This window comes from Capnocytophaga sp. ARDL2, assembly GCF_041530365.1.
GTDB lineage: Bacteria > Bacteroidota > Bacteroidia > Flavobacteriales > Flavobacteriaceae > Flavobacterium.
This window is the reverse complement of sequence record NZ_CP168034.1, coordinates 215,797-238,718: the sequence shown is the minus strand read 5'-3', so window position 1 is coordinate 238,718 and position 22,922 is coordinate 215,797. Positions and strand designations below refer to the sequence as shown.

Below are 22,922 nucleotides of genomic sequence, written 5' to 3'. Positions count from 1 at the left end.
AAATGATTTCTATTAAAAAATATTACTTTGACGGAATTCACAATCAGGGGAATAGTTTTATTTTATATGAAGCCCGATTGAAAATTTTTGGATTTTCGATTCCCTATTCGTCTTATATGCTTTCGGAAAATGGTGAGTTTGTCGAAAAAAGTGTTTTGTTGAGGTCTGAGATTGGACAAGGCAACAGCTCTTTCCAAAATGAAAAATTGAAAATTTTTGGAAAATGGCAACAAATTGACGAGGGTTTTTCGGAAGTTTTATTGGACTATGCGATTGGGAAATTACATTGGGATTGTCGTGTACCAAAAGCTCGATTTCAAGTTTCAATCAACGAAAAATCATTTGAAGGATTGGGATACAGTGAACTCCTTATGATGAATTTTTCGCCTTGGAAATTGCCGATTTCCACTTTGAAATGGGGACGCTTTTTGTCGGAAAATCATACGATTGTTTGGATAGAATGGCAAGGAACTCATCCGTTGAAAAAAGTATATTGGAACGGAAATTTGGTGGAAAATGTTGAAATTTCGGATAAAGGCATCGTTTTTTATGATAAAAATGCTCAACTGACATTTGAAAATCCTATTTCTATTAAAAATGAAAAATTGCTTTCGATTGCTGATAAATATCCGTTTTTAAAATTGTTTTTTAGTAAAAAATTTTTACAATCCAGAGAGATGAAATTCAAAAGTAAATCGGTTTTTACTATTGATAATCAATCAGAATCTGGATTCTCTCTTTATGAAACTGTGTTATGGGAAAAATAAAAATCGCTTTTCAAAAAATCGTATTCGGAGCTATTTTTTGTATTATTTTACCTGCTTTACTCGTTTTTTGGGCAAATCAAACCGAAACAATGGTCTATTTGCCTGTGCCTAATCTTCCTTGGATAGACATAATTTTGTCTGCATTGGGATTATTGATGATACTCGGAGGTATGAGCAATTTATGGTTTCAGGGCAAAGGCTTGCCGATGAACGCTTTTCCACCAAAATTTTATGTAAGAAAAGGGTGGTATTACTTTTTTCATCACCCAATTTATGTGGGAGCCGTGTTGCTTTCAGCGGGATTGAGTCTATATTTTCAGTCGGCATCGGGATTTTGGTTGATAACGCCTGTGTTGATTTTGTTGATTTTGTCGTATGTGCAAGGTTTTGAAAACGAATTGATTGCAAAGAATTTCGACAGCCAAAAGCATCAAACCTTTTTCGATTTTCCAGGAAATACAATCGAAAAAGCATCCTTAAAAGACAAAGTATTAATTTTTGTATGGGTGTTTTTGCCTTGGTTGTTGCTCTATGAGAGTTTTATTTATTTCAAAACCCCAATAGATGCTATATCTACCAAACTATTTTTTGACGATTGGATTCCCTTTCTTGATTTTAGCGTTCTATTTTATGTGTTGCTTTATCCTTTGGTGATTCTATTGCCCTTTTTTCTCCAAACTAAACAGCAAATACGAACTTTTGTGTTTGATGCCATAGTGGGAATGTGCATCGGATTTTATACCTATTTGGTTTTTCCGTTTGTTGTGCCTTATGAAACTATTGAAAATCAATCAATTTTTACTTATTGGATAATTGTAGGAAGAGAAGTAGACGGTCAAACAGCTGCCTTGCCCTCGTTTCATGTGTTTTGGGCATTGATTTTTGCAAAATATTTCGGTTTGCGATTTCCTAAGCTGAAAATTTTAGGAACTATTATTGCATGGTTGATTGTAATCAGTTGTTTAACCACTTACAATCATACGATTTTGGATGTGGTTTTTGGAATAATTACATTCATTTTAGTAGATAATCGAAATAAACTATATACTAATCTGTTGAAATTCTGCGAAAACATTTCCAATTCTTGGAAAGAATGGCGAATAGGGAAAATTCGCATCATCAACCACGGATTTTATGCAGCGATGGGTGGCGTATCTGGATTTTTGATTATTGGATATTTTTTACCCGATTATTTATTTGTGGTGTATCTCATCGGAATTTCGGGATTTGTCGGAGCAGGATTATGGGCTCAATTTGTTGAGGGATCACCGGCTTTGTTACGACCGTATGGTTATTACGGCAGTGTCATTGGAGTTGGTTTGACGATTGTTGGTGTCTCCATATTTACCGAACTTGATTTGTGGACGTTGATAGGTGTTTCTGCATTGGCGGCGAGTTCCATACAGTTTTTTGGACGATTTCGTTGTTTGGTTCAAGGGTGTTGTCACGGAAAACCCACCGACCAAGTGAAAGGAATCTGTTTTCACCATCCCAAATCGAGGGTTCACAAACTGGCAGGTTGGACAGGAAAAAATCTATATCCAACGCAGTTTTATTCCATAGCCACCAATTTTCTCACATTTTTCTTTCTCTTTCGATTGGTAAGTTTGGCTATGCCTATGTCGTTTGTCGCAGGAATGTATTTGATTTTGAACGGAAGTTTCCGATTTGTAGAAGAATCTTTGCGAGGCGAACCACAAACACCCTATTTTATGGGAATGCGTGTCTATCAATGCTTGGCAATGGCTTCCATTTTGTTGGGAATCTTTTTGACCTGTGTAGAATCACCGTCTTTTCCCTCAGGGCGTTTTGACGGAAATTTAGTCCTATATTCCATTCTTTATGGATGTATGGTATTGTTTGCCTATGGTATTGATTTTCCGGAAAGTAACCGAAGATTTTCGAGATTGACGCAATAAATCAGTAAGTTGAAAAAAGTTTTTCACAAAAACAGAAAAATTATCCACAAAAATATTTTGAAATAAAAAAACAAATGTATAATTTTGCCCACTCAAATAGAATTAGTAGGTATGAGAAAAGAAAAAGAGTTTAACGTTCAGTTTTCTGGACTGAAGATTGGAACCCACGAATACGAATACCTCATTGAAAATGATTTTTTCGAGCTATTTGATTATCAAGAGTATGAGGGTATTTCGGTAGAGGTAAAAGTAGTCCTTGTAAAAAAGGAAACTTTGATGGAAGTACATCTTACTCACAGTGGAACGGTGTATGTACCTTGTGATGTTTCGGGCGAATATTTTGATTTGCCAATTGAAGGTTTTCTCGATTTTATCGTGAAATTTGGAGAAGAATTCAACAACGAAAACGAAGAATTGCTCATTTTGCCGCACGGTGAATATCAATTCAATATTGCACAATATATTTACGAAAGTATTGTATTGTCGGTTCCACAAAAACGCGTTCATCCAGACTATCAAGAAGAAGACGATTTCGACGAAGATGAATTTGATTTTTTATCCGGAGAAGAAGACGAATTTGATGATTTTGACGACGACACAGAAGAAATAAACGAAAACAATACAGAAATCGACCCAAGGTGGGAAGAATTAAAAAAATTATTAACAGATAAATAATAACGAAAAATGGCACATCCTAAGAGAAAAACCTCGAAAACAAGAAGAGATAAGAGAAGAACGCACTACAAAGCTGTTGCTCCTGCAATCACTAAATGTGCGGTAACTGGTGAAGCTCACATAATGCACAGAGCTTACTGGCACGAAGGAAAATTGTACTACAGAGGTCAAGTTTTAGTTGACAAAACTGAAACTGTAGCATAATATCAACCACCTTATAAAAAGGTGGTTTTTTTGTGTCTAATCGTTTTCTCGAATATTTCTCAGATATACACAGATTTTTTTAATTTTGTGAAAATCATTAAGAAAAAAAACAGTCATTAGGAAGATTACACACAAAATTTGTCACTCTGTAAGAGCCTCTATTTTGTTTGACAAGTGAATTTGAGATGTTTTACAGAACAAGCAGTGTGGGTAATTTGTTTAACGCATCAGTCTCTAATTTATAGAAAAAAAAACTCTGATTCTGAGTGGTAAAAAAAGAAATTAATCTGTGTTGAGATACTTTACAGCATGACAAACAGAGGAATTATATTGTCGTATATTAAAGTACAAATGGTATTTCCTATGTGGTTGAAAAAGAAAAAACTATGAAATGGATTTTAAAAAACAAACCCGCTGATACAACCGTTGCTTATTTGCAACAAACCTGCAACCTGCCCAAGCTAATCGCTACGCTTTTGGCTCAGCGAGGAGTGCAAACTTTAGAAGATTGTCATTTGTTTTTTAAACCTACGCTCCAAGATTTGCACGACCCATATTTGATGAAGGATATGCGAAATGCCGTGAAACGTATCGAATATGCCATGCAACAAAACGAAAATATCCTCGTATATGGCGATTATGATGTGGACGGAACCACAGCTGTTTCTTTGGTTTATACTTATCTTTCAACGATTTATCCCAATGTAGCAACCTATATTCCCGACCGATACAAAGAGGGTTATGGTATTTCTACACAGGGTATTGACTTTGCAGCAGACAATGATTTTTCTTTGATTATCGCCCTCGATTGTGGAATTCGCTCAGTTGATAAAGTACAGTATGCCAAAGAAAAAGGTGTTGATTTTATCATTTGCGACCACCACTTGCCTGGAGATGAAATCCCAGATGCGATTGCTGTACTCGATCCTAAGCAAAAAGATTGTAATTACCCCTACAAAGAATTGTCGGGCTGTGGTGTTGGGTTTAAATTGATACAAGCCTTGCATGAAAAAAGAAGTGGCAAAGTTGAGGATTTATGGCAAAGTTTGGATTTATTAGCAACTTCAATTGCAGCTGATATTGTGCCTATTACAGGCGAAAATCGCATTTTGGCAATGAAAGGATTGGAAGTACTGAATAACTTTCCTCGTTTGGGTTTGAAGCATTTTATCAAAACTGAGGGGAAATTTACCATTGCGGATGTGGTCTTTAAAATTGCTCCAAAAATCAATGCGGCAGGTCGTATCGAACAAGGAATATCCGCTGTGCAATTGCTCACATCTCAAAACGAAAATGAGGTAGTTGAAAAGCATTATTTGATTGAAAATTTCAACAGTCAGCGAAGAGATTTAGATAAAAATATTACCCAAGAAGCCTTGGAACAAATCGACGAATTGAACGAATACAACCGAGCGACTACCGTGGTTTATAACGAAAACTGGCACAAAGGCGTGATTGGAATTGTAGCTTCTCGATTGATTGAAACCTATTACCGACCTACCATTGTTTTTACAAAAAGTGGCGAGGTATTGGCTGCTTCGGCTCGTTCGATAAAGGGATACGATATTTACAAAGCCTTAGATGCTTGTAAGGAACATTTGATTCAGTTTGGTGGACATAAATACGCCGCAGGTATGACTTTGGCTCCTGAAAATTATCAGAAATTCAAAGATGCGTTTGAAAATTTCGTGAGCAAAACGCTACCTGAAGAATGCAAAGAACCTCAAATTCTCATTGATGTCGAAGTAAATTTTTCGGAATTAAACAACCAACGATTGTTGAATTTGCTCAATCGTATGGAGCCTTGTGGCCCAGAAAATATGACTCCAGTCTTTTTGACAAAAAACATAAAAGCAGTGTTTCCAAAATTATTAGGAAGTGATAAAACCCATTTGAAATTTTATGTTCAATTGTTTGAAAAAACTGAAACCAACAACGGATTGGTCGAAGCAATTTTCTTTGGCGGACACCAATGGTACGAATCTATCGAAAAAGGCATCCCTATCGATATTGTATATTCCATTTCCGAAAATCACTGGAATGGCGAAACCAGAAAACAATTGGAAATAAAGGATGTGAGGGTTAGTTCGTAAAATATAAAACGCAGTTTTTTCCGACTGCGTTTTTATTGTACTTTCTATTTACCTAATATTTTTTAGATAAATCAAACTCTTTTTATTCTACTAAAGAAAAAAAACTAAAGTAAATTTGCATAAAATAACAAAAATGAAAAAACTCATATTAGACGAACTAAACAGAAAATCGGTTCAAGAATTTAAAGAAGCCGAAAAAACTCCGATGATCATCGTATTGGACAATATACGAAGTATGCACAACATTGGAGCTTTTTTCCGTACTGCTGATGCTTTTTTGATTGAAAAAATCTATTTATGCGGCATCACGGCAACTCCTCCAAATAAGGAAATTCACAAAACGGCATTGGGTGCTACTGAAACCGTTGATTGGGAATATGTAAAAGAAATCGACGAATTGATTACAAAACTCAAAGAGGAAAAAATTACAGTCGTTTCGGTAGAACAAGTAGAAGGTTCGGTGATGCTCAACGATTTTGAAGTAGAAAAAGGTAAGAAATATGCCTTGGTATTTGGAAACGAAGTAAAAGGAGTTTCGCAATCTGTTGTAAATACCAGTGATGTAGTCATTGAAATCCCTCAATTGGGTAGTAAACATTCCTTAAATGTTTCTGTAAGTGGAGGTATTTTGATTTGGGATTTTTATCAAAAAATGATAAAATAACATTGAGTTAATCTACTTTTTGCGAGAAATGTTTATTATTGCATAAATAATTTTAAAATTAAAAAAATGGATGTGTTTTTAATTGCTTTTACTGCTTTGTTTTCGTTGATCAATCCATTGGGATCAGTACCTATTTTTTTAGCATTAACACAAGAGGATAGTAAAGAATGGAAAGAACGCACGGCTATGTGGGTAGCTATCAATGTGTTTATAATATTGACGGTTTCCTTTTTAATAGGGCAGTACATACTCAACTTTTTTGGAATAGACATTGATGTATTGAGAATAGCCGGAGGTATCGTAATTTGTTCCTCAGGATTTGGATTGCTTTCAGGAACATTTAGCAAAAAACGAGGAGTAAACAAAAAAGTAGCTAATGATGCACAACACCGCAGCGACATAGCATTGACACCTTTAGCAATCCCAATGATGGCTGGTCCAGGATCAATGTCGTTGTTGATCGCCATGTACCAAGACTATCCATTGATAATGGACAAGGTATTTATTGTATTAGCCGTGTTGAGTGTATGCGTTACTGTGTATTTAACCTTGAAAAGTTCAAATTACTTGTCAAAGTTGTTAGGAGTGTCGGGGATAGTAGCTATTTCGAGAATCATCGGATTTTTAGTATTGGCAATCGGTATTCAATATATTGTAAATGCGTTGTTGAAGATTTTTCAAATAGGGTAAAATCAAAAAAAATGTTTATCTAAAAAGTTGTCTTTATCAAGGCAACTTTTTTTATGGTGATATTTTTTTGTTAATATTTTGAAAATATGTTAAATTTACATAATAATTTATAAATCATAAAAGATGAGAAAAATATTATTAATTTTAAGTGCTGCTTTTACCTTTGTTTCTTGTAACAATGATGCTGTTATGGAATTAAAATCTGACGAAAAAAAATCTGTTAAACATAAAGAAAGAGATAGTTTTTTGTAAATGAAGATGAAATAAAGTATATTGCAACTGAAATTTTTAAAAGGAAAAAGGATAGTTTTTTTACAGATAATGGTTCAAGAGAAGTTAAAGAAATAATACCAATAGGTAGTGTTTTAAATAAACCATCTTTTTATATTGTAAATTATATTAATGGTGGTTTTATATTATTTTCTGCAGATAAAAGAACTTTACCTGTTTTAGCGTTTTCAAAGAATGAATATTTTAGTGTAAAAGAAGACTTCTATCCTGAAGGATTAGTTGATTGGATGAAATCTACAGATGAATATATTGATGAACTAAGAAATAAAGAAGTGAGTACATATGATTTTAGTTTACAATGGGAAATTTCTAAAATTGAAAATTATTTAAACCCAATTAATAATAATACTTCTAATACAACATATAACAATAATGTGATAGTAGTTTCAGTCGAAGAGATTTTTAGTAAGGGACTTTTGACTGAAACAAAATGGGGACAAAAAATAGATTATAATAATTATGCTCCTTATTATGAATGTGCTAGCACTTCAAATGGTAGGACTCTTGCAGGTTGTGTAGCAGTTGCAATGGGGCAACTTATCAAATATTATCAACATCCAGTTCATTATAATTGGAAGGAAATGCTAAATGCTTATGGTACAAATGAAGCATCATTTTTATTATTTGAAGCAGTTGTTTCAGTTGATATGGATTGGGGATGTGGAGCTTCTTCCACTTATTATTCTAAAATATCTAATGCGTTAAAAAATAAATTTAATTATAGACCTGCTACTTTAGGAGGTTTTTCCCAACTATATTGAAAAATGAAATAATTAGTAATCATCCAGTAATTTTAACTAGAGGAGAAAAACAATATGTATGGTTAATTTTTCCTGTTTATAGAAATGGATATGCATAGGTTTGCGATGGATATAGAGAAAATGAAGTTACAATTGAAAGAGTTGTAAATTTACATGGTTATGTTGAAATGACTAAAAGGAGTTGTCTTTATAGAATGAATTGGGGGTGGAATGGTAAATATAATGGATGGTTTTCTACTTTTAGAGTTAATAGAGATGATTTTACATATAAAAATAGTATGATTTATAATGTTAGAAAATAATGTTTAAAGGTGATGAGAAGTTGTATAGTTTTTATAATGTTATTTATTTTTAGCTGTAAAACAGACGAATCAAATAGTGTATTCATTGATGCGGATGTAGAAATAAGTGTAATTAATGATTTAGGAGAAGATTTGTTAAATCCTCAAAATGCAAATGCACTTGATGTAAGTAATATAAAAGTTTATTATTTAGATGGAAAAGGTAATAAGAAACTACAGAGTCAATCAAATAGTTTTTATATAATAGAACCTAAAGGGCATATAGTTGATAGGTATTTAATAAGATTGTTTTTGAATATGCCTTCTTTTCAAAAAAGTAATCCAGCTTATACTTATATCGATTTTGGTGATGGGATTCAGTATGAGTTGAAAGCGCATTTTATAAAATTTGAAAGTGCTACTTATTATAATCAATTGTGGTTGAATGGTGAGCCAGTTATATTTGAAGATTTGTATCCAACAACTGGTTTGCGAATTATAGAATTCAAAAAGTAAAATTCCAAAAAATATCCTTATCTTTGTGAGGATATTTTTTTAATCAAATATAGAAAATAAAATATGGCAACAGGATTTTTCAATGTACCAGTGGCTGTAAACGAGCCAGTAAAATCTTATGCTCCAGGTACTCCAGAGCGTGAAGAGGTTTTGAAAGCGTTTAAAGAACTATATACTACTACTGTAGATATTCCTTTGTATATCGGAGGCGAAGAAATCAGAACAGGTAATACCAAAAACTTATTCCCCCCATTTGACCACCAACACCACTTGGGTGTGTACCACACTGCCGACAAAGCATTGGTAGAAAAAGCAATTGCTTCGGCTTTGGAAGCTCGTAAAAAATGGTCGCAAATGTCGTGGGAACACAGAGCGTCTATCTTCTTGAAAGCCGCTGAATTGATAGCAGGTCCTTACCGTGCAAAAATCAACGCAGCTACGATGATTGCTCAAGCAAAAACGGTACACCAAGCAGAAATAGACTCAGCGTGTGAATTGATTGACTTTTTGCGTTTCAATGTGCAGTACATGACCGAAATCTACAAACAACAACCTATTTCAGCAAAAGGAATTTGGAACCGCGTAGAACAAAGACCTTTGGAAGGATTTGTATATGCCATTACTCCGTTCAACTTTACAGCTATCTCAGGTAATTTACCTTCGTGTGTAGCCATGATGGGGAATGTAGTAGTTTGGAAACCAGCAGCTACGCAAATCTATTCGGCAAATGTAATCGTAGAAATCTTCAAAAAAGCAGGATTGCCAGACGGAGTAATCAATGTGGTATATGGAGATTCGGCAATGGTAACAGATACAATTTTAGATTCAGCAGACTTTGCAGGAATTCACTTTACAGGTTCTACAGGCGTATTCAACGATTTCTGGAAAACAATCGGACAAAACATCAACAAATACAAAACTTACCCTCGCATCGTAGGAGAAACAGGAGGAAAAGACTTTGTATGGGCTCACCCATCTGCCAATGCAAAAGAAGTAGCAACCGCTTTGTCAAGAGGAGCATTTGAGTACCAAGGACAAAAATGTTCGGCAGCATCTCGTGCTTATATCCCAGCTTCGTTATGGGAAGAAGTGAAAAACTTCGTAGTAGAAGATGTAAAATCGTTCAAAATGGGATCACCAGAAGATTTGTCTAACTTCGTTTCATCGGTAATTTCAGAATCATCATTCGACAAATTGGCAAAAGCAATTGACGATGCCAAAGCGTCAAGCGAAGCAGAAATCATCGTAGGAGGTGGCTACGACAAATCAAAAGGATGGTTTATCGAGCCAACGATAATCAAAACAACCAATCCAAAATACGATACTATGGAGCGTGAGTTGTTTGGACCGGTACTTACCGTGTATGTATATGAAGACGCAAAATGGGAAGAGAGTTTGCAATTGGTAGATTCTACATCGGAATACGCTTTGACAGGAGCGATTTTCTCAGGATGCCGTTACGCCATCGAAACAGCTACAAAATCGTTGGAAAATGCAGCAGGAAACTTCTACATCAACGACAAACCAACAGGAGCTGTAGTAGGTCAGCAACCATTTGGAGGAGCAAGAGGTTCAGGAACAAACGACAAAGCAGGTTCGATGATCAACCTGTTGCGTTGGGTTTCACCTCGTACCATTAAAGAAAACTTTGTGCCAGACACAGACTACAGATACCCTTTCTTGGGATAATCTACCATACAAAAAAGGCTTTCCATATCGGAGAGCCTTTTTTTGCTTTTTAAATCAAAGATATAGGCGTGCCCCTTCGCAAAATACCTTCCTCGTACCTCGTCAGTTATTGGCTTGGGTCGCGTCGTCCGCTGTATCTTTTGTGTCGGCATTCGCCTCCACAAAAGGATGCCGCTCCCACCGCTCACGTGGGGTGATTGCAAAGTTTTATATTTTTTCAAAATTGTTAAAGTTTTATTCGAAGAAACTCATTTTATCTAATGAAGTTATCTCGACTTTTTAAATTTTGGTTTTATTTTACGCAGATGAAGACAGATTTTTATAATTTTTTCTGTTAATTTGATTTTCGCTGATATTTTTTTGATTTATCAAAAAAACAAAATCTGTGCTTATCTGTGAAATCTGCGTGAGAAAAAAGTCAAGATGACTTCTGAATTATTTAAACCGAAATCAATCGGTGAAATTAGATATTTATTATTTCAACAACAAGCCGACAAATGATTATCAAATAGATGGTTTTAATAAAAATCCTGAACAATGGAAAAGACATGATAATTTTTTGGAAAGCATTAAAAAATACGAAAACACAATCCCCAAACCTTCATTTGCAAATGATGAAGCCATAGATGTTTCCAAGTGTTTGTATTGCGGCTGTAATTATAGATTTGAAAAAGATTTTGCCCAACAAGCAATTTTTATAGAACTAAACAACAAAGAAGCAGGAGAAAATACCGTTTGGTATCTTCTTGCAGGTAATACTGTATTGCTTTATCTTATGCAAGGCGAAAATGTCTTAGATTTTCATTACACCAATTTTGGAGACAAAAAAGGGTTGCAATATCCGTGTGTGCTATTTGATTTGGAGGGGAATCAGATAGATAGAAGATAATTTGTTTGTTTTTTTTTCGAATTTTTTTTCAAAAAATCTAAATGCTATATCTGTATTTTTAGCTTATTTTCTGCTTAAATTCCTTATTTTTGCATTTATTGTTATTTTTGGCGAAATCTTGAAAAGATATTGATTTAATACAACTTAGTTTCATTATGAAAAAAATTATCAAATCATTACTCCTTTTTGCTGCAATGCCTATATTTGCTCAGCAGGGAGGTATGTGGGTACCGTCGCTTTTGAAAGGTATGAACGAAAGCGAAATGAAAAGCTTAGGAATGAAAATGTCAGTTTCGGATATTTACGATGTGAATAAATCGAGTATGAAAGACGCTGTGCCTCAGTTCAACGGTGGTTGTACTTCGGAGGTGATTTCTCCTAAAGGTCTTTTGTTGACTAACCATCACTGTGGATACGGACAAATTCAGTCGCACTCTACGGTAGAAAACGACTATTTAACGCACGGTTTTTGGGCGAAATCTTTAGAAGAAGAATTGCCAAACGAGGATTTGTATGTTACTTTTATTGTGAGTATCCACGATGTTACAACCGATGTGTTGAAAGACACCGAATCTCTTACTGAAGAGGCTACTAAAAAGGCAAAAATCCAATCGAATATCAACGATTTGCAAAAATCTTTTGCAAGAGAAGAGTGGCAAAGTGTAATGATTCGTACTTTTTTTGAAGGTAATCAGTACATGTTGTTTGTAACGGAAACTTTTGAGGATGTGCGTTTGGTGGGAACGCCGCCGTCGTCTATCGGAAAATTTGGTTCGGATACAGACAACTGGGTGTGGCCAAGACATACGGGGGATTTTATGTTGTTTCGTATTTATGCCGATAAAAACAATCGCCCAGCGAAATATTCGGCAGACAATGTGCCTTATGCACCAAAACACTACTTCCCAATTTCGTTGAGTGGGGTAGAGCAAGACGATTTTACAATGGTGTTTGGATATCCAGGTCGTACACAGGAATATTTGCCTTCGTATGCAATTGAGCAGATTTTGAACGATTTGAATCCTGCTAAAATCGAAATTCGTGACAAAGCCTTGAAAGCTACTGATGCGTATATGAGAGCTGATCACGCGATAAAAATTCAATATGCATCGAAATACGCTTCTACGGCAAATTATTGGAAAAAATGGATTGGCGAAAGTCAAGGTTTGCAAAAATCTAATGCTTTGGAAGTGAAAAGAGCTTTTGAAAAGGATTTTACAGACCGAGTAATTGCCAATAAAAAAGAAAAAGAATATGGACATTTGTTGGCAGAGTTTAAAGTGTTGTACGAGCAAATCGCTCCTTTTGCTTTGGCGAGAGATTATTTCCAAGAAATTGTGTTGAGAAACAACGAATTGTTGAGCATTGGTTTTAGATTGTATCAATTGGAAAATGCTTATGCAAAAGGTGGAGAGCAGAGTTTTGTGGAAAGAAGAACGCAGTTGCTCAACCAATTGAAAGGTTTGTACAAAGATTACAACAAAAATGTAGACAAGGATGTTTTCGAGCAATTGATTACTTTGTACGGTACAAAAGCTCCGAAAGAATTGACACCGTCGAATATCCATAATGTAAACTATGCCGATTTGACTTATGAAATTTACGCAAAAACAGCATTGACTTCATTCGAAGGAGTTGAAAAAATGCTTTCAGGAACAGGAGGAGATGCCATTTCAAAGTTAAACAAAGACACAGGATATATGATTGCAAAACTATTGGCGAAAAATTATTTTGAGAAAATCGCTCCAAATTATGACGAATTGCAATTGAAAATAGGTGCATTGCAAAGAGAGTATATGAAAGCACAGTTGGAATTATTCCCAGAAGCGAGAATTTTCCCAGATGCCAATTCTACTTTGCGTGTAACTTATGGTAAGGTGAATGGATACAATCCTTCGGATGCGGTTTCGTACAACTATGTAACTTATTTGGAAGGAGTGATGGAAAAATATGTACCAGGAGATTATGAATTTGATGTACCAGAAAAGTTGATTGAATTGTACAATAACAAAGATTTTGGAGAGTATGCAGATGTCAATGGAAAATTACCAGTAAACTTCATCGGAACCAACCATACCACAGGAGGAAATTCGGGTTCACCAGTATTTGATGCCCACGGAAACTTAATCGGATTGAACTTTGATCGTGTATGGGAAGGTACAATGAGTGATATTTATTACGACCCTGCGATTTGTAGAAATATCATGGTGGACGCTCGTTATATATTGTTTGTAATCGATAAATATGCCGGTGCAAAACACTTGATAGACGAAATGAAAATCGTATATCCGAAAGGGAAAGGAAAGAAATAACACTAAAAAAGAAAGTATTACAAAAGATGATTTTTGAAAAAAAAAATAAAAAAAATCTTTTGATGTATGAAAAAAGTTATACCTTTGTTCCCAATTAATAATTAACTTATATTTAAAAACAATGAAAAAATTAGTATTATCATTAGTATTAGTTGCTTCAGCTTCATTGGTAGCTTGTGGAGAAACTAAAAAAGAAACTACAGAAGAAACTACAGTTGAGCAAACTGTTGAAACTACTGAAACTCCAGCAGGGCAAGTAGTTGAAACTACAACTACAGAAGAAACTACTGTTGAAACTACAACTGAAGAAGTAGTAGTTGATGAGAACGAGGCTTCTAAAGGTAATTAATTTAACCAAAATGTAAGTAAAAAAGAGGCTACCCCAATAGGGTAGCTTTTTTTTATGATAAAAATATAGTTTAGGCATTTTTTTTGATGTGAGTTTGTATTAAATTTTTTAAGATGAAAATCAGAAGTTTTTTTCATTTCTTGATGTTGGGTGTATTTGTACCAAATGGATATGCAAATGATAATACTATCGAATATAATAAAGTAGTAGATACTCCACTTATCGTAATCAACGGATATATTGTAAAATATTCGGAATATGTAAAGTTAAAACCTAATCAAATAGAATCACTAATTGAACTTGAAGAGCAAGATGCAATTAGTGTATTTGGAGAACGTGGGGCAAATGGTGCAATCGTAGTTCGGTTGATTCCTTTATATAATAAATATTCAAATCCTAATGCGGACAAGTTGGATGAGGCTATTTTACAAAAAGTAGAGAGAATTGCTGCTCAAAGACAAATTGAAAAAGAAGCTGAAGAACGTGCGAAACGTGAAGCAGAAGAAAAGGCAAGATTAGAAGCAGAGGAAAAAGCCCGTAAAGAGGCGGAAGCTCAAGCGAAACGTGAAGCAGAAGAAAAGGCAAGATTAGAAGCGGAGGAGAAAGCCCGTAAAGAGGCGGAAGCTAAAGCGAAACGTGAAGCAGAAGAAAAGGCAAGATTAGAAGCAGAAGAAAAAGCCCGTAAAGAGGCGGAAGCTAAAGCAAAACGTGAAGCAGAAGAGAAGGCAAGATTAGAAGCGGAGGAAAAAGCCCGTAAAGAGGCGGAAGCTAAAGCGAAACGTGAAGCAGAAGAAAAGGCAAGATTAGAAGCAGAAGAAAAAGCCCGCAAAGAGGCGGAAGCTAAAGCGAAAAAAGAAGCCGAGGAACGTGCAAAACGTGAAGCAGAAGAGAAGGCAAGATTAGAAGCGGAGGAAAAAGCCCGTAAAGAGGCGGAAGCTCAAGCGAAACGTGAAGCAGAAGAGAAGGCAAGATTAGAAGCGGAGGAGAAAGCCCGTAAAGAGGCGGAAGCTAAAGCGAAACGTGAAGCAGAGGAACGTGCAAAACGTGAAGCAGAAGAAAAAGCCCGCAAAGAGGCGGAAGCTAAAGCAAAACGTGAAGCAGAAGAGAAGGCAAGATTAGAAGCGGAGGAGAAAGCCCGTAAAGAGGCGGAAGCTAAAGCGAAACGTGAAGCAGAGGAACGTGCAAAACGTGAAGCAGAAGAAAAAGCCCGCAAAGAGGCGGAAGCTAAAGCAAAACGTGAAGCAGAAGAGAAGGCAAGATTAGAAGCGGAGGAAAAAGCCGTCGTGAAGCAGAAGAAAAAGCCCGTAAAGAGGCGGAAGCTAAAGCAAAACGTGAAGCAGAGGAAAAAGCTCGTCGTGAAGCAGAAGAAAAAGCCCGTAAAGAGGCGGAAGCTAAAGCAAAACGTGAAGCGGAGGAAAAAGCTCGTCGTGAAGCAGAAGAAAAAGCCCGTAAAGAGGCGGAAGCTCAAGCGAAACGTGAAGCAGAAGAAAAAGCAAGATTAGAAGCGGAGGAGAAAGCTCGATTGGAAGAAGAAGAGCGTTTGAAAAGAGAAAACATTTTTTCTAATCAGTTGCGAAGAGATTTTGAAAGAAATATCAATAATCCTAAAATTAAAAAAATTACAGTAAACGGAAAAATAGTTTCTAAAGAAGAGGCGTTGAAAATTGATGTTTTTGATGTTGATACTTCTATAATTACTACGAATCCGGCTACTAACGAAGAAGTATTAGAAATTAGAACCTCAAAATAATAAAAAGATGAAAAAAATCCTAATTCTTATGACAATGCTTTTTAGCGTGTCATTAATGCAAGCTCAAGAGAAAAAAAACAAAAATGCAAAAGTGGATATCGAAGTTAAAGGAAATTGTGATATGTGTAAGAAGCGTATTGAGAAAGCCGCTTTTAAAGTAAAAGGAGTGAAAAATGCTGAATGGCATCAACATCATCAAATGTTACATCTTACAATTGACGAAAACAAAACCAATCCTTTGGCTATACAGAATGCGGTTGCAAAGGCTGGGCATGATACAAAATACAACGAGGTGGAAGTGAAAAGTTCTGACGAAAATTATGAAAATCTACACCACTGTTGTGTTTATGAGCGATAATCAAAAAAAGGCTGTCCGTTTGGGATAGCCTTTTTATATTTCTTCAAAAGGATATTGTAAAAGTGTTTCGTAAATTTCATTGCGAACATTGATTTTTAATTCTTCTTTGTCCTTAGAGGTAAGTCCTTTGGTTGGATATAATTGGAGTTGAAAAACATCAATGGTTTTAGGTTTTCCTCCAAAAAAATCAAAGGGAAATCCTCCTCTGAGTCCTACAAAACAATAGGGTTGTATTGGAAGTTGAAATTCGATTGCCAATCTAAATGCTCCGTCTTTAAAACTATCTAAAAGTAGGGTTTTGTCATCAGATACTCCTCCTTCCGGAAAAATGCAAACACTCAATCCTTTGGATAGTTTTTCAGCAGCAGATTTCATGGTTTGTTGTCTGCTCGCCGCACTTTTTCTGTCAACTAAAATACAAGATTTTTTATAAAAATACCCAAATATAGGAATGTTTGCCAACTCTTGTTTTCCTACAAACACAAAGGGTTTGTTTACCAAAATCAACATCAGCATAATGTCCATCATCGAATTGTGATTGGCTACAAAGAGATAATTTTTTTCTTGTAACGGTACGATTGGGGTTTTGTATCTGATGCTAAATCCAGTGCCATAATATACTATATAAGCCCATATTTTGGCAAGTTTAAAGAAAAAAGAGTAGGTTTTTTCTGTTGATAATGAAAGGATCAACAATGGAGAAAGTATCACAATTACAACCAATACCAACAAATAAAACCATCCTTTCCATAGTATCCAAGCTATCTTTTTTGCTGTGTTTTTCATTTTGTAGGATGTTTTTTGTAGTTAACTTGTTTCAATTTGCTGAACGCTGATAGTTTCTATAAACTTCTGAAAAAGCACTTTTGTTTTTTCAAAAATTTCTTTGTAGGGCATATGTTCTTTTGTCTGATAAAAAAACATTATCGCATAAGGTTGGAAGATGTTTTCTTTTAGAATATGTTGGTTCAGGCGATAACATTCACGCAATACTCTTTTGTAATAATTGCGATCGACGGCTTTTTTGAAATAGCGTTTTGAAACCGAAACCCCAAATTGAATGGCGTTTTCTTCGTTTTCCAAAGGGACATAAACCAAACGCAGGGGATAATTACTTACGGTTTTCCCCTGCTCGAATAATAAATCGATATGTTTTTTCTTTTTGAGTTTTTCGTTTTTTGGATAGCTAAACATTTGAAATAAAAGAATTATTGTCCTTTGAAAACCATTTGGTTGATTTCGTCTATGTAATTTAAAAGTTCTTCTTTTCCTGTTTGATTTTCTGATGAGGTTACAAACATGGGCGGTGTTTCTTCCCAGCCTACTTCGAGTAATTTCTTTTTGTAAGCGGCCACATTTTTTTGAATAATTGTCTTTCCAATTTTGTCTGCTTTGGTAAAAACAATGCCAAAAGGCACACCTGCTTCTCCTAAATAATTGATAAAGTCTATGTCGATTTTTTGGGCTTCGTGTCGGATGTCCACCAATACAAAGGCACAGGTCAGTTGTTCTCTGTTTTCAAAATAATTGGTGATAAATTTTTGAAACGAATTTTTTATCGATTTAGAAACTTTTGCATATCCATAGCCTGGTAAATCTACCAAATGCCAATTTTTATTGATTAAAAAATGGTTAATTAACTGTGTTTTACCTGGTTTACTCGAGGTTTTTGCCAAATTTTTATTATTAGTCAGCATGTTGATCAGCGAAGACTTTCCAACATTAGATCTACCGATAAATGCGTACTCTGGCAACGGACTATTGGGGCATTTTTTTACCTCCGAGTTGCTGATTACAAATTCTGCTGTATTGATTTTCATTATTTTATATTTTTAGCAACTAACCAGTTGTACATGAGTTCGTTAAAAGTATCAGGGTGTTCCATCATGGCAGCGTGTCCGCATTTGTCTATCCAATATAGGTCGCTATTTGGCAACAATCGGTCAAATTCTTCGGCTACATCTGGTGGGGTTACGCCGTCGTTTTTTCCCCAAATGATACAAGTGGGTGTGTGCATATTGGATAAATCTTTCGACATGTTGTGTCGAATGGCACTTTTTGCAATGGTCAAAGTTTTGATGAGTTTCATGCGATCGTTTACCGTGTTGAATACATCATCTACGATTTCTTTAGTAGCCATTTCTGGGTCGTAAAATACATCTTGGGCTTTCTTTTTGATAAATTCATAATCGCCACGACGCGGATACGAATCACCCATTGCGTTTTCGTAAAGTCCTGAGCTACCTGTGATAACCAATCCTTTTACAACCTCAGGATGCATTTTTGTTAGATACAAAGCAATGTGCCCACCGAGAGAATTTCCCAATAGAATCACTTCTTTATAGTCTTTGTGTTTTATAAAGTCATAAACAAATTTGGCAAACGCCTTTACATTGGTTTTGAGAATGTTTAATGTGTAAATCGGAAGTTCTGGAATGACTACTTGGTAATTTTTCTTTGGAAAAAACTCTGCCACTCCGTCAAAATTACTCAATCCTCCCATCAATCCGTGTAAAACCACGATAGGAGTACCTTCACCTATTTCTATGTATTTATATTTACCTTCTTCTTTTAATTTTCGCTCCATGAAAACACAATTTTCACAAAGATAGTATAAAAAAAGAAATTTTTTTAGTGGAAATACAATCTTTTGCCGATTAATTGTGAATTTTTCTATTAAAAATCAATTTTTAACATGGGATATACTCAAAATTTTTAACCCAAAAGTAAAATCTCTTTTTGTAAATGAATGAGTTTTAGGGAAAAATGTTTTTCTTTTACTTAAATATTTTATCTAAAGAATTTTATTTTGACAATGTTTTTTTGTTAAATATTTAATTATTAAATAATTATATGTTTTTTTGTTTGAAAAATATTCAATCTATTTTAAATGTACTAAATTCTTTTCTCCATTTAATATTTACTATTTACTTTTCACTATTTATTATTTCTATTCATATTCCCTATCTTTGCATTCTAAAATTCCAAAAAAATGTACAGAAGTCATACTTGCGGTCAGTTGAGACAGGCCGATGTAAATAAAGAAGTAACCCTTGCAGGTTGGGTGCAAAAATCTCGTGATAAAGGTTTTATGATTTGGGTGGATTTGAGAGACCGCTACGGTATCACTCAGTTGATTTTTGATGCAGAACGCACAGACGCACAGGTGATGGAAACTGCAAAATCGTTGGGTAGAGAATTTGTAATCCAGGTGAAAGGTACGGTCATCGAAAGAGAATCGAAAAATCCGAACCTTCCAACGGGTGAAATCGAGGTATTGGTAAAAGAATTGACCGTTTTGAATGCAGCACAATTGCCACCGTTTACCATTGAAGACGAAACCGATGGAGGAGAAGATATTCGTATGAAATACCGCTATTTGGATATTCGTAGAAATCCTGTGAAAAACAGTTTGCTTTTCCGTCATAAGGTTACACAAGAGGTAAGAAATTACTTGTCAAACTTGGATTTTTGTGAGGTAGAAACGCCTTATTTGATTAAGTCAACGCCAGAAGGAGCGAGAGATTTTGTTGTGCCAAGCCGTATGAATCCAGGGCAGTTTTATGCTTTACCACAATCGCCACAGACTTTCAAACAATTGTTGATGGTAGGTGGTATGGATCGCTATTTCCAAATTGTGAAATGTTTCCGTGATGAGGATTTACGAGCAGATCGTCAGCCTGAATTTACTCAAATCGACTGCGAAATGTCGTTTATCGAGCAAGAAGATATTTTGAATGTTTTTGAAGGATTGACAAGACATTTATTGAAAAATATTCACGGAATCGAAATCGAAAAATTCCCTCGTATGACTTTTGACGAGGCAATGCGTACTTATGGAAATGACAAACCAGACATTCGTTTTGGAATGAAGTTTGGAGAGTTGAACGCAGTGGCACAGCACAAAGAGTTTGCAGTGTTCAACAACGCAGAATTGGTAGTGGGAATTGCCGTGCCAGGTGCTGCAAGTTTTACAAGAAAAGAAATCGACGGCTTGATTGATTGGGTAAAACGCCCTCAAGTAGGAGCTTCGGGTATGGTATATGTAAAATGTGAGGCAAATGGTCAGTACAAATCTTCGGTTGATAAATTTTACGACCAAGAAGATTTTGTAAAATGGGCAGCTGCAACCGAAGCCAAAGAAGGCGATTTGATTTTGATATTATCAGGACCGGCCAATAAAACAAGAACTCAATTGTCGGCGTTGCGTATGGAGCTGGGTAACCGATTGGGATTGCGTAAACCAGACGAATTTGCACCACTTTGGGTGGTGGATTTTCCATTGTTGGAGTGGGACGAAGAAATCGAAAGATACCACGCGATGCACCATCCGTTTACTTCGCCAAAGAAAGAAGACATGCACTTGTTGGACACAGATCCAGGAAAGGTTCGTGCCAATGCCTACGACTTGGTGTTGAACGGAAACGAAATCGGTGGAGGGTCGATTCGTATTCACGACAAAGAAACTCAGGCGTTGATGTTTAAGCATTTAGGATTTACGCCAGAACAAGCACAAGAGCAGTTTGGCTTCTTGATGAACGCTTTCCAATACGGAGCACCGCCACACGGAGGATTGGCATTTGGGTTGGATCGTTTGGTAGCGATTTTGGGTGGACAAGAAACCATTCGTGATTTCATCGCATTCCCTAAAAACAACTCGGGTAGAGATGTGATGATTGATGCACCTGCAACGATTGATGAAGCACAATTGCAAGAATTATCTATCGCATTGAATGTGAAAGAATAATGATAAATAAAAAAGGGAGATTTAAAATCAAATCTCCCTTTTTTATTGTTATTTTTCAGGTCTCAACAAATCGCTGTATGTAATTTTATAAGGTGTTTCTTTGTTATTTGCATCTTTCATCACATAGATAAATTTGTGTTGAGAAGCCAATTCTGCATTGATGAAAATTGTTTTGCGAGTTGCTACATCAAAAATCGAGTGATTTTCGGTGTTGAGAATACGCATATTTTTTGCCAATCCCGTTTGTTGATTGGTGGTAACACCTCCTTTGAAATGGATACCGTTGCTATTTTCTACTCGTACTTCTTCACCGTTGAACCCTTGCGTAAAAAACAAGATAGAATACTGAGGTTCTGTAGCTTTGTAATCAGTCAAAAACTTGTTTTTTTGCTCTTCGGTTACCGAGCGAAAATCGTTTTTAACTTGTTCTACATAATACAATTTCTCTTCTGGAGCAGTTGAGGGTTTCCCTTTTTGCGAACTATTTTCTACAGTATTTGGAGTATGCTGAGTAGTTTTACAACTTGCAAATAATAAAGTTCCTAAGGCGAATAAAAAGATTTTTTTCATAATCGATTATTTTAAATGAAACAATTACCTTTGTAAAATAAATTGCAGTAAAGTCTTTGTGAAACAATTTATTTTACAAAAACACTAATGCTGTAAAATTGTATCTTTTTTACAAAAAAAGCAAAGAATTTAAGAAAATTAACATAAAAACTTCATGATACACGCATTTGATGTTGTAATTGTAGGCGGTGGGCCTCGGGATTTTTTACTGCTGTAGAATTGGCAGGTCGTCGCCCAGAATTGCGTATTGGCATACTTGAGCGAGGTGCTGAAGTATTGGGAAAAGTGAAAATTTCTGGAGGAGGTCGCTGCAATGTTACCCATGCATGTTTCATTCCCAACGAGTTGGCGAAATTTTATCCCCGTGGGGGCAATGAGTTGAAAAGTCCGTTTCATATCTTTTGCAGTGGCGATACGATGCAATGGTTTGCCGATAGAGGAGTGAAACTGAAAATCGAAGACGACAACCGCATGTTTCCGATTACGGATAGCTCACAAACGATTATCGATTGTTTTGTAAACGAAGCCCGCAAATACGGTGTGAAAATCATTACGCAAACATCGGTTCAATCGATTGAAAAGCAGGAGGCTCAATGGTTGATTTCGACCAATAAAGATGCTTTTCGAGCCGATTATTTGGTAATGGCTACAGGAAGTAATCCTAAGATTTGGGATATTTGTCAAAAAATGGGACATCAAATCGTTTCGCCAGTGCCATCGTTGTTTACCTTCAATGTAAAAAATGCAGAATACAATCAATTGATGGGAATTTCGGTGGAAAATGTTTCACTCAAAATAAAAGAAGCCAATCTAAAGAGTTTGGGTGCGTTGCTCATTACCCATTGGGGGTTTAGTGGTCCTGCCATTTTGAAACTTTCTGCATGGGGAGCGAGAGAATTGCATCAGTTGAATTACCATTTCACCTTGCAAATCAATTGGACGGCGGATTATTCTTTCAACGAAATTTTAGACGAACTGATGGAGTACAAGCAACAAAACGCCAAAAAGCAAATTGCCAAATATACACAGTATCAATTGACGAATCGTTTGTGGCAACAATTGGTACAATCTTCAGGAATTTCATCGTCCACGATTTGGGCAGATGCAACCAAAAAACAATTGGTAAAATTGGCAGAATTACTCACCAATTCAACTTTTGAAGTGAAAGGAAAAAGTACTTTCAAGGAAGAATTTGTAACCGCAGGTGGCATTGAACTCAAAGAAATCAATTTCAAAACCATGGAAAGTAAATTGTTTCCCAATTTGTTTTTCGCAGGCGAAATATTGAATATCGATGCCATCACAGGCGGATTTAATTTTCAAAACGCATGGACTACGGGGTTTATCACGGCTCAAACGATATCTGAAAGGGTTTTGGAGTAAATAAAAATAAATCT

The 22,922-nt window shown here is 35.7% G+C and carries 24 protein-coding genes and 1 pseudogene; 20 read left to right on the top strand and 5 right to left on the bottom strand.

Annotated features, from left to right (window positions below; translation table 11 throughout):
• The first annotated feature begins 2 nt into the window (after positions 1–2).
• The 18 genes and pseudogenes from AB4865_RS01300 (at position 3) to AB4865_RS01215 (ending at position 16,208) form a co-directional block, all read left to right on the top strand.
• Complete coding sequence (locus tag AB4865_RS01300) at positions 3–767, top strand: hypothetical protein (protein WP_372473937.1); 765 nt, start codon at positions 3–5, stop codon at positions 765–767.
• Entirely contained in the window at positions 755–2,686 is a 1,932-nt protein-coding gene (locus tag AB4865_RS01295) for a prolipoprotein diacylglyceryl transferase family protein (RefSeq protein ID WP_372473936.1), read from the top strand. The genes AB4865_RS01300 and AB4865_RS01295 overlap by 13 nt, the downstream gene beginning before the upstream one ends.
• Positions 2,687–2,797: 111 nt before the next feature.
• Positions 2,798–3,361, top strand: coding sequence for a DUF177 domain-containing protein (locus AB4865_RS01290; protein WP_372473935.1), 564 nt, complete (start codon positions 2,798–2,800; stop codon positions 3,359–3,361).
• A 9-nt stretch (positions 3,362–3,370) separates the two neighbouring features.
• Positions 3,371–3,565: a 50S ribosomal protein L32 gene (gene rpmF / locus AB4865_RS01285; RefSeq protein ID WP_372473934.1), complete on the top strand. Its 195-nt coding sequence runs from the start codon at positions 3,371–3,373 to the stop codon at positions 3,563–3,565.
• A gap of 386 nt (positions 3,566–3,951) precedes the next feature.
• Positions 3,952–5,658, top strand: coding sequence for a single-stranded-DNA-specific exonuclease RecJ (recJ, locus tag AB4865_RS01280; protein WP_372473933.1), 1,707 nt, complete (start codon positions 3,952–3,954; stop codon positions 5,656–5,658).
• A 133-nt stretch (positions 5,659–5,791) separates the two neighbouring features.
• Entirely contained in the window at positions 5,792–6,322 is a 531-nt protein-coding gene (locus AB4865_RS01275; RefSeq protein WP_372473932.1) for an RNA methyltransferase, read from the top strand.
• A gap of 66 nt (positions 6,323–6,388) precedes the next feature.
• Positions 6,389–7,012, top strand: coding sequence for a MarC family protein (locus tag AB4865_RS01270; protein ID WP_372473930.1), 624 nt, complete (start codon positions 6,389–6,391; stop codon positions 7,010–7,012).
• Positions 7,013–7,135: 123 nt separating this feature from the next.
• A complete protein-coding gene (locus tag AB4865_RS01265; protein WP_372473928.1) occupies positions 7,136–7,264 on the top strand; it encodes a hypothetical protein in 129 nt (42 codons plus the stop codon).
• A gap of 11 nt (positions 7,265–7,275) precedes the next feature.
• Entirely contained in the window at positions 7,276–8,064 is a 789-nt protein-coding gene (locus tag AB4865_RS01260) for a C10 family peptidase (protein WP_372474869.1), read from the top strand.
• Positions 8,065–8,171: 107 nt separating this feature from the next.
• Positions 8,172–8,366: pseudogene (locus tag AB4865_RS01255) on the top strand (hypothetical protein); the annotation flags it as partial.
• A gap of 12 nt (positions 8,367–8,378) precedes the next feature.
• The gene (locus tag AB4865_RS01250) at positions 8,379–8,861 is read left to right on the top strand and encodes a hypothetical protein (RefSeq protein WP_372473926.1); all 483 of its coding nucleotides are present in this window, start codon (positions 8,379–8,381) and stop codon (positions 8,859–8,861) included.
• A 63-nt stretch (positions 8,862–8,924) separates the two neighbouring features.
• Entirely contained in the window at positions 8,925–10,550 is a 1,626-nt protein-coding gene (pruA, locus tag AB4865_RS01245) for an L-glutamate gamma-semialdehyde dehydrogenase (protein ID WP_372473925.1), read from the top strand.
• A gap of 457 nt (positions 10,551–11,007) precedes the next feature.
• A complete protein-coding gene (locus AB4865_RS01240) occupies positions 11,008–11,439 on the top strand; it encodes a hypothetical protein (protein ID WP_372473924.1) in 432 nt (143 codons plus the stop codon).
• 155 nt (positions 11,440–11,594) lie between these two features.
• On the top strand, positions 11,595–13,751 hold the full coding sequence (locus tag AB4865_RS01235) for a S46 family peptidase (RefSeq protein ID WP_372473923.1): 2,157 nt from the start codon (positions 11,595–11,597) through the stop codon (positions 13,749–13,751).
• A gap of 121 nt (positions 13,752–13,872) precedes the next feature.
• On the top strand, positions 13,873–14,100 hold the full coding sequence (locus tag AB4865_RS01230; protein ID WP_372473922.1) for a hypothetical protein: 228 nt from the start codon (positions 13,873–13,875) through the stop codon (positions 14,098–14,100).
• A 113-nt stretch (positions 14,101–14,213) separates the two neighbouring features.
• A complete protein-coding gene (locus AB4865_RS01225) occupies positions 14,214–15,602 on the top strand; it encodes a hypothetical protein (protein WP_372473921.1) in 1,389 nt (462 codons plus the stop codon).
• Between the two features lie 20 nt (positions 15,603–15,622).
• A complete protein-coding gene (locus AB4865_RS01220) occupies positions 15,623–15,850 on the top strand; it encodes a hypothetical protein (protein ID WP_372473920.1) in 228 nt (75 codons plus the stop codon).
• 7 nt (positions 15,851–15,857) lie between these two features.
• Positions 15,858–16,208: a heavy-metal-associated domain-containing protein gene (locus AB4865_RS01215; protein ID WP_372473919.1), complete on the top strand. Its 351-nt coding sequence runs from the start codon at positions 15,858–15,860 to the stop codon at positions 16,206–16,208.
• 33 nt (positions 16,209–16,241) lie between these two features.
• Here AB4865_RS01215 and AB4865_RS01210 read toward each other — a convergent pair whose 3' ends face one another.
• The 4 genes from AB4865_RS01210 to AB4865_RS01195 are packed head-to-tail and all read right to left on the bottom strand — an operon-like array spanning position 16,242 to position 18,795.
• Complete coding sequence (locus tag AB4865_RS01210) at positions 16,242–16,994, bottom strand: lysophospholipid acyltransferase family protein (protein WP_372473918.1); 753 nt, start codon at positions 16,992–16,994, stop codon at positions 16,242–16,244.
• A 21-nt stretch (positions 16,995–17,015) separates the two neighbouring features.
• Entirely contained in the window at positions 17,016–17,402 is a 387-nt protein-coding gene (rnpA, locus tag AB4865_RS01205; RefSeq protein ID WP_372473917.1) for a ribonuclease P protein component, read from the bottom strand.
• 14 nt (positions 17,403–17,416) lie between these two features.
• Entirely contained in the window at positions 17,417–18,028 is a 612-nt protein-coding gene (gene yihA, locus AB4865_RS01200; protein ID WP_372473916.1) for a ribosome biogenesis GTP-binding protein YihA/YsxC, read from the bottom strand.
• On the bottom strand, positions 18,028–18,795 hold the full coding sequence (locus tag AB4865_RS01195) for an alpha/beta fold hydrolase (protein ID WP_372473915.1): 768 nt from the start codon (positions 18,793–18,795) through the stop codon (positions 18,028–18,030). The genes yihA and AB4865_RS01195 overlap by 1 nt, the downstream gene beginning before the upstream one ends.
• A gap of 405 nt (positions 18,796–19,200) precedes the next feature.
• Between AB4865_RS01195 and aspS the strand changes: the two genes are divergently transcribed.
• Entirely contained in the window at positions 19,201–20,955 is a 1,755-nt protein-coding gene (aspS, locus tag AB4865_RS01190; RefSeq protein WP_372473914.1) for an aspartate--tRNA ligase, read from the top strand.
• Between the two features lie 48 nt (positions 20,956–21,003).
• On the opposite strand, the gene AB4865_RS01185 is transcribed toward aspS, so the two are convergent.
• Complete coding sequence (locus AB4865_RS01185; protein WP_372473913.1) at positions 21,004–21,525, bottom strand: hypothetical protein; 522 nt, start codon at positions 21,523–21,525, stop codon at positions 21,004–21,006.
• Between the two features lie 219 nt (positions 21,526–21,744).
• On the opposite strand from AB4865_RS01185, the gene AB4865_RS01180 reads away from it, so the two are divergent.
• On the top strand, positions 21,745–22,908 hold the full coding sequence (locus AB4865_RS01180; RefSeq protein WP_372473912.1) for an NAD(P)/FAD-dependent oxidoreductase: 1,164 nt from the start codon (positions 21,745–21,747) through the stop codon (positions 22,906–22,908).
• The last annotated feature ends 14 nt before the right edge of the window (positions 22,909–22,922 follow it).

Excerpts from the sequence above, each read along its gene's own strand:
- AB4865_RS01300 (WP_372473937.1), top strand. The coding sequence starts at position 3 with ATGATTTCTATTAAAAAATATTACTTTGACGGAATTCACAATCAGGGG.
- AB4865_RS01295 (WP_372473936.1), top strand. The coding sequence starts at position 755 with ATGGGAAAAATAAAAATCGCTTTTCAAAAAATCGTATTCGGAGCTATT.
- AB4865_RS01290 (WP_372473935.1), top strand. The coding sequence starts at position 2,798 with ATGAGAAAAGAAAAAGAGTTTAACGTTCAGTTTTCTGGACTGAAGATT.
- rpmF (WP_372473934.1), top strand. The coding sequence starts at position 3,371 with ATGGCACATCCTAAGAGAAAAACCTCGAAAACAAGAAGAGATAAGAGA.
- recJ (WP_372473933.1), top strand. The coding sequence starts at position 3,952 with ATGAAATGGATTTTAAAAAACAAACCCGCTGATACAACCGTTGCTTAT.
- AB4865_RS01275 (WP_372473932.1), top strand. The coding sequence starts at position 5,792 with ATGAAAAAACTCATATTAGACGAACTAAACAGAAAATCGGTTCAAGAA.
- AB4865_RS01270 (WP_372473930.1), top strand. The coding sequence starts at position 6,389 with ATGGATGTGTTTTTAATTGCTTTTACTGCTTTGTTTTCGTTGATCAAT.
- AB4865_RS01265 (WP_372473928.1), top strand. The coding sequence starts at position 7,136 with ATGAGAAAAATATTATTAATTTTAAGTGCTGCTTTTACCTTTGTTTCT.
- AB4865_RS01250 (WP_372473926.1), top strand. The coding sequence starts at position 8,379 with ATGAGAAGTTGTATAGTTTTTATAATGTTATTTATTTTTAGCTGTAAA.
- pruA (WP_372473925.1), top strand. The coding sequence starts at position 8,925 with ATGGCAACAGGATTTTTCAATGTACCAGTGGCTGTAAACGAGCCAGTA.
- AB4865_RS01235 (WP_372473923.1), top strand. The coding sequence starts at position 11,595 with ATGAAAAAAATTATCAAATCATTACTCCTTTTTGCTGCAATGCCTATA.
- AB4865_RS01230 (WP_372473922.1), top strand. The coding sequence starts at position 13,873 with ATGAAAAAATTAGTATTATCATTAGTATTAGTTGCTTCAGCTTCATTG.
- AB4865_RS01225 (WP_372473921.1), top strand. The coding sequence starts at position 14,214 with ATGAAAATCAGAAGTTTTTTTCATTTCTTGATGTTGGGTGTATTTGTA.
- AB4865_RS01215 (WP_372473919.1), top strand. The coding sequence starts at position 15,858 with ATGAAAAAAATCCTAATTCTTATGACAATGCTTTTTAGCGTGTCATTA.
- AB4865_RS01210 (WP_372473918.1), bottom strand. The coding sequence starts at position 16,994 with ATGAAAAACACAGCAAAAAAGATAGCTTGGATACTATGGAAAGGATGG.
- rnpA (WP_372473917.1), bottom strand. The coding sequence starts at position 17,402 with ATGTTTAGCTATCCAAAAAACGAAAAACTCAAAAAGAAAAAACATATC.
- yihA (WP_372473916.1), bottom strand. The coding sequence starts at position 18,028 with ATGAAAATCAATACAGCAGAATTTGTAATCAGCAACTCGGAGGTAAAA.
- AB4865_RS01195 (WP_372473915.1), bottom strand. The coding sequence starts at position 18,795 with ATGGAGCGAAAATTAAAAGAAGAAGGTAAATATAAATACATAGAAATA.
- aspS (WP_372473914.1), top strand. The coding sequence starts at position 19,201 with ATGTACAGAAGTCATACTTGCGGTCAGTTGAGACAGGCCGATGTAAAT.
- AB4865_RS01185 (WP_372473913.1), bottom strand. The coding sequence starts at position 21,525 with ATGAAAAAAATCTTTTTATTCGCCTTAGGAACTTTATTATTTGCAAGT.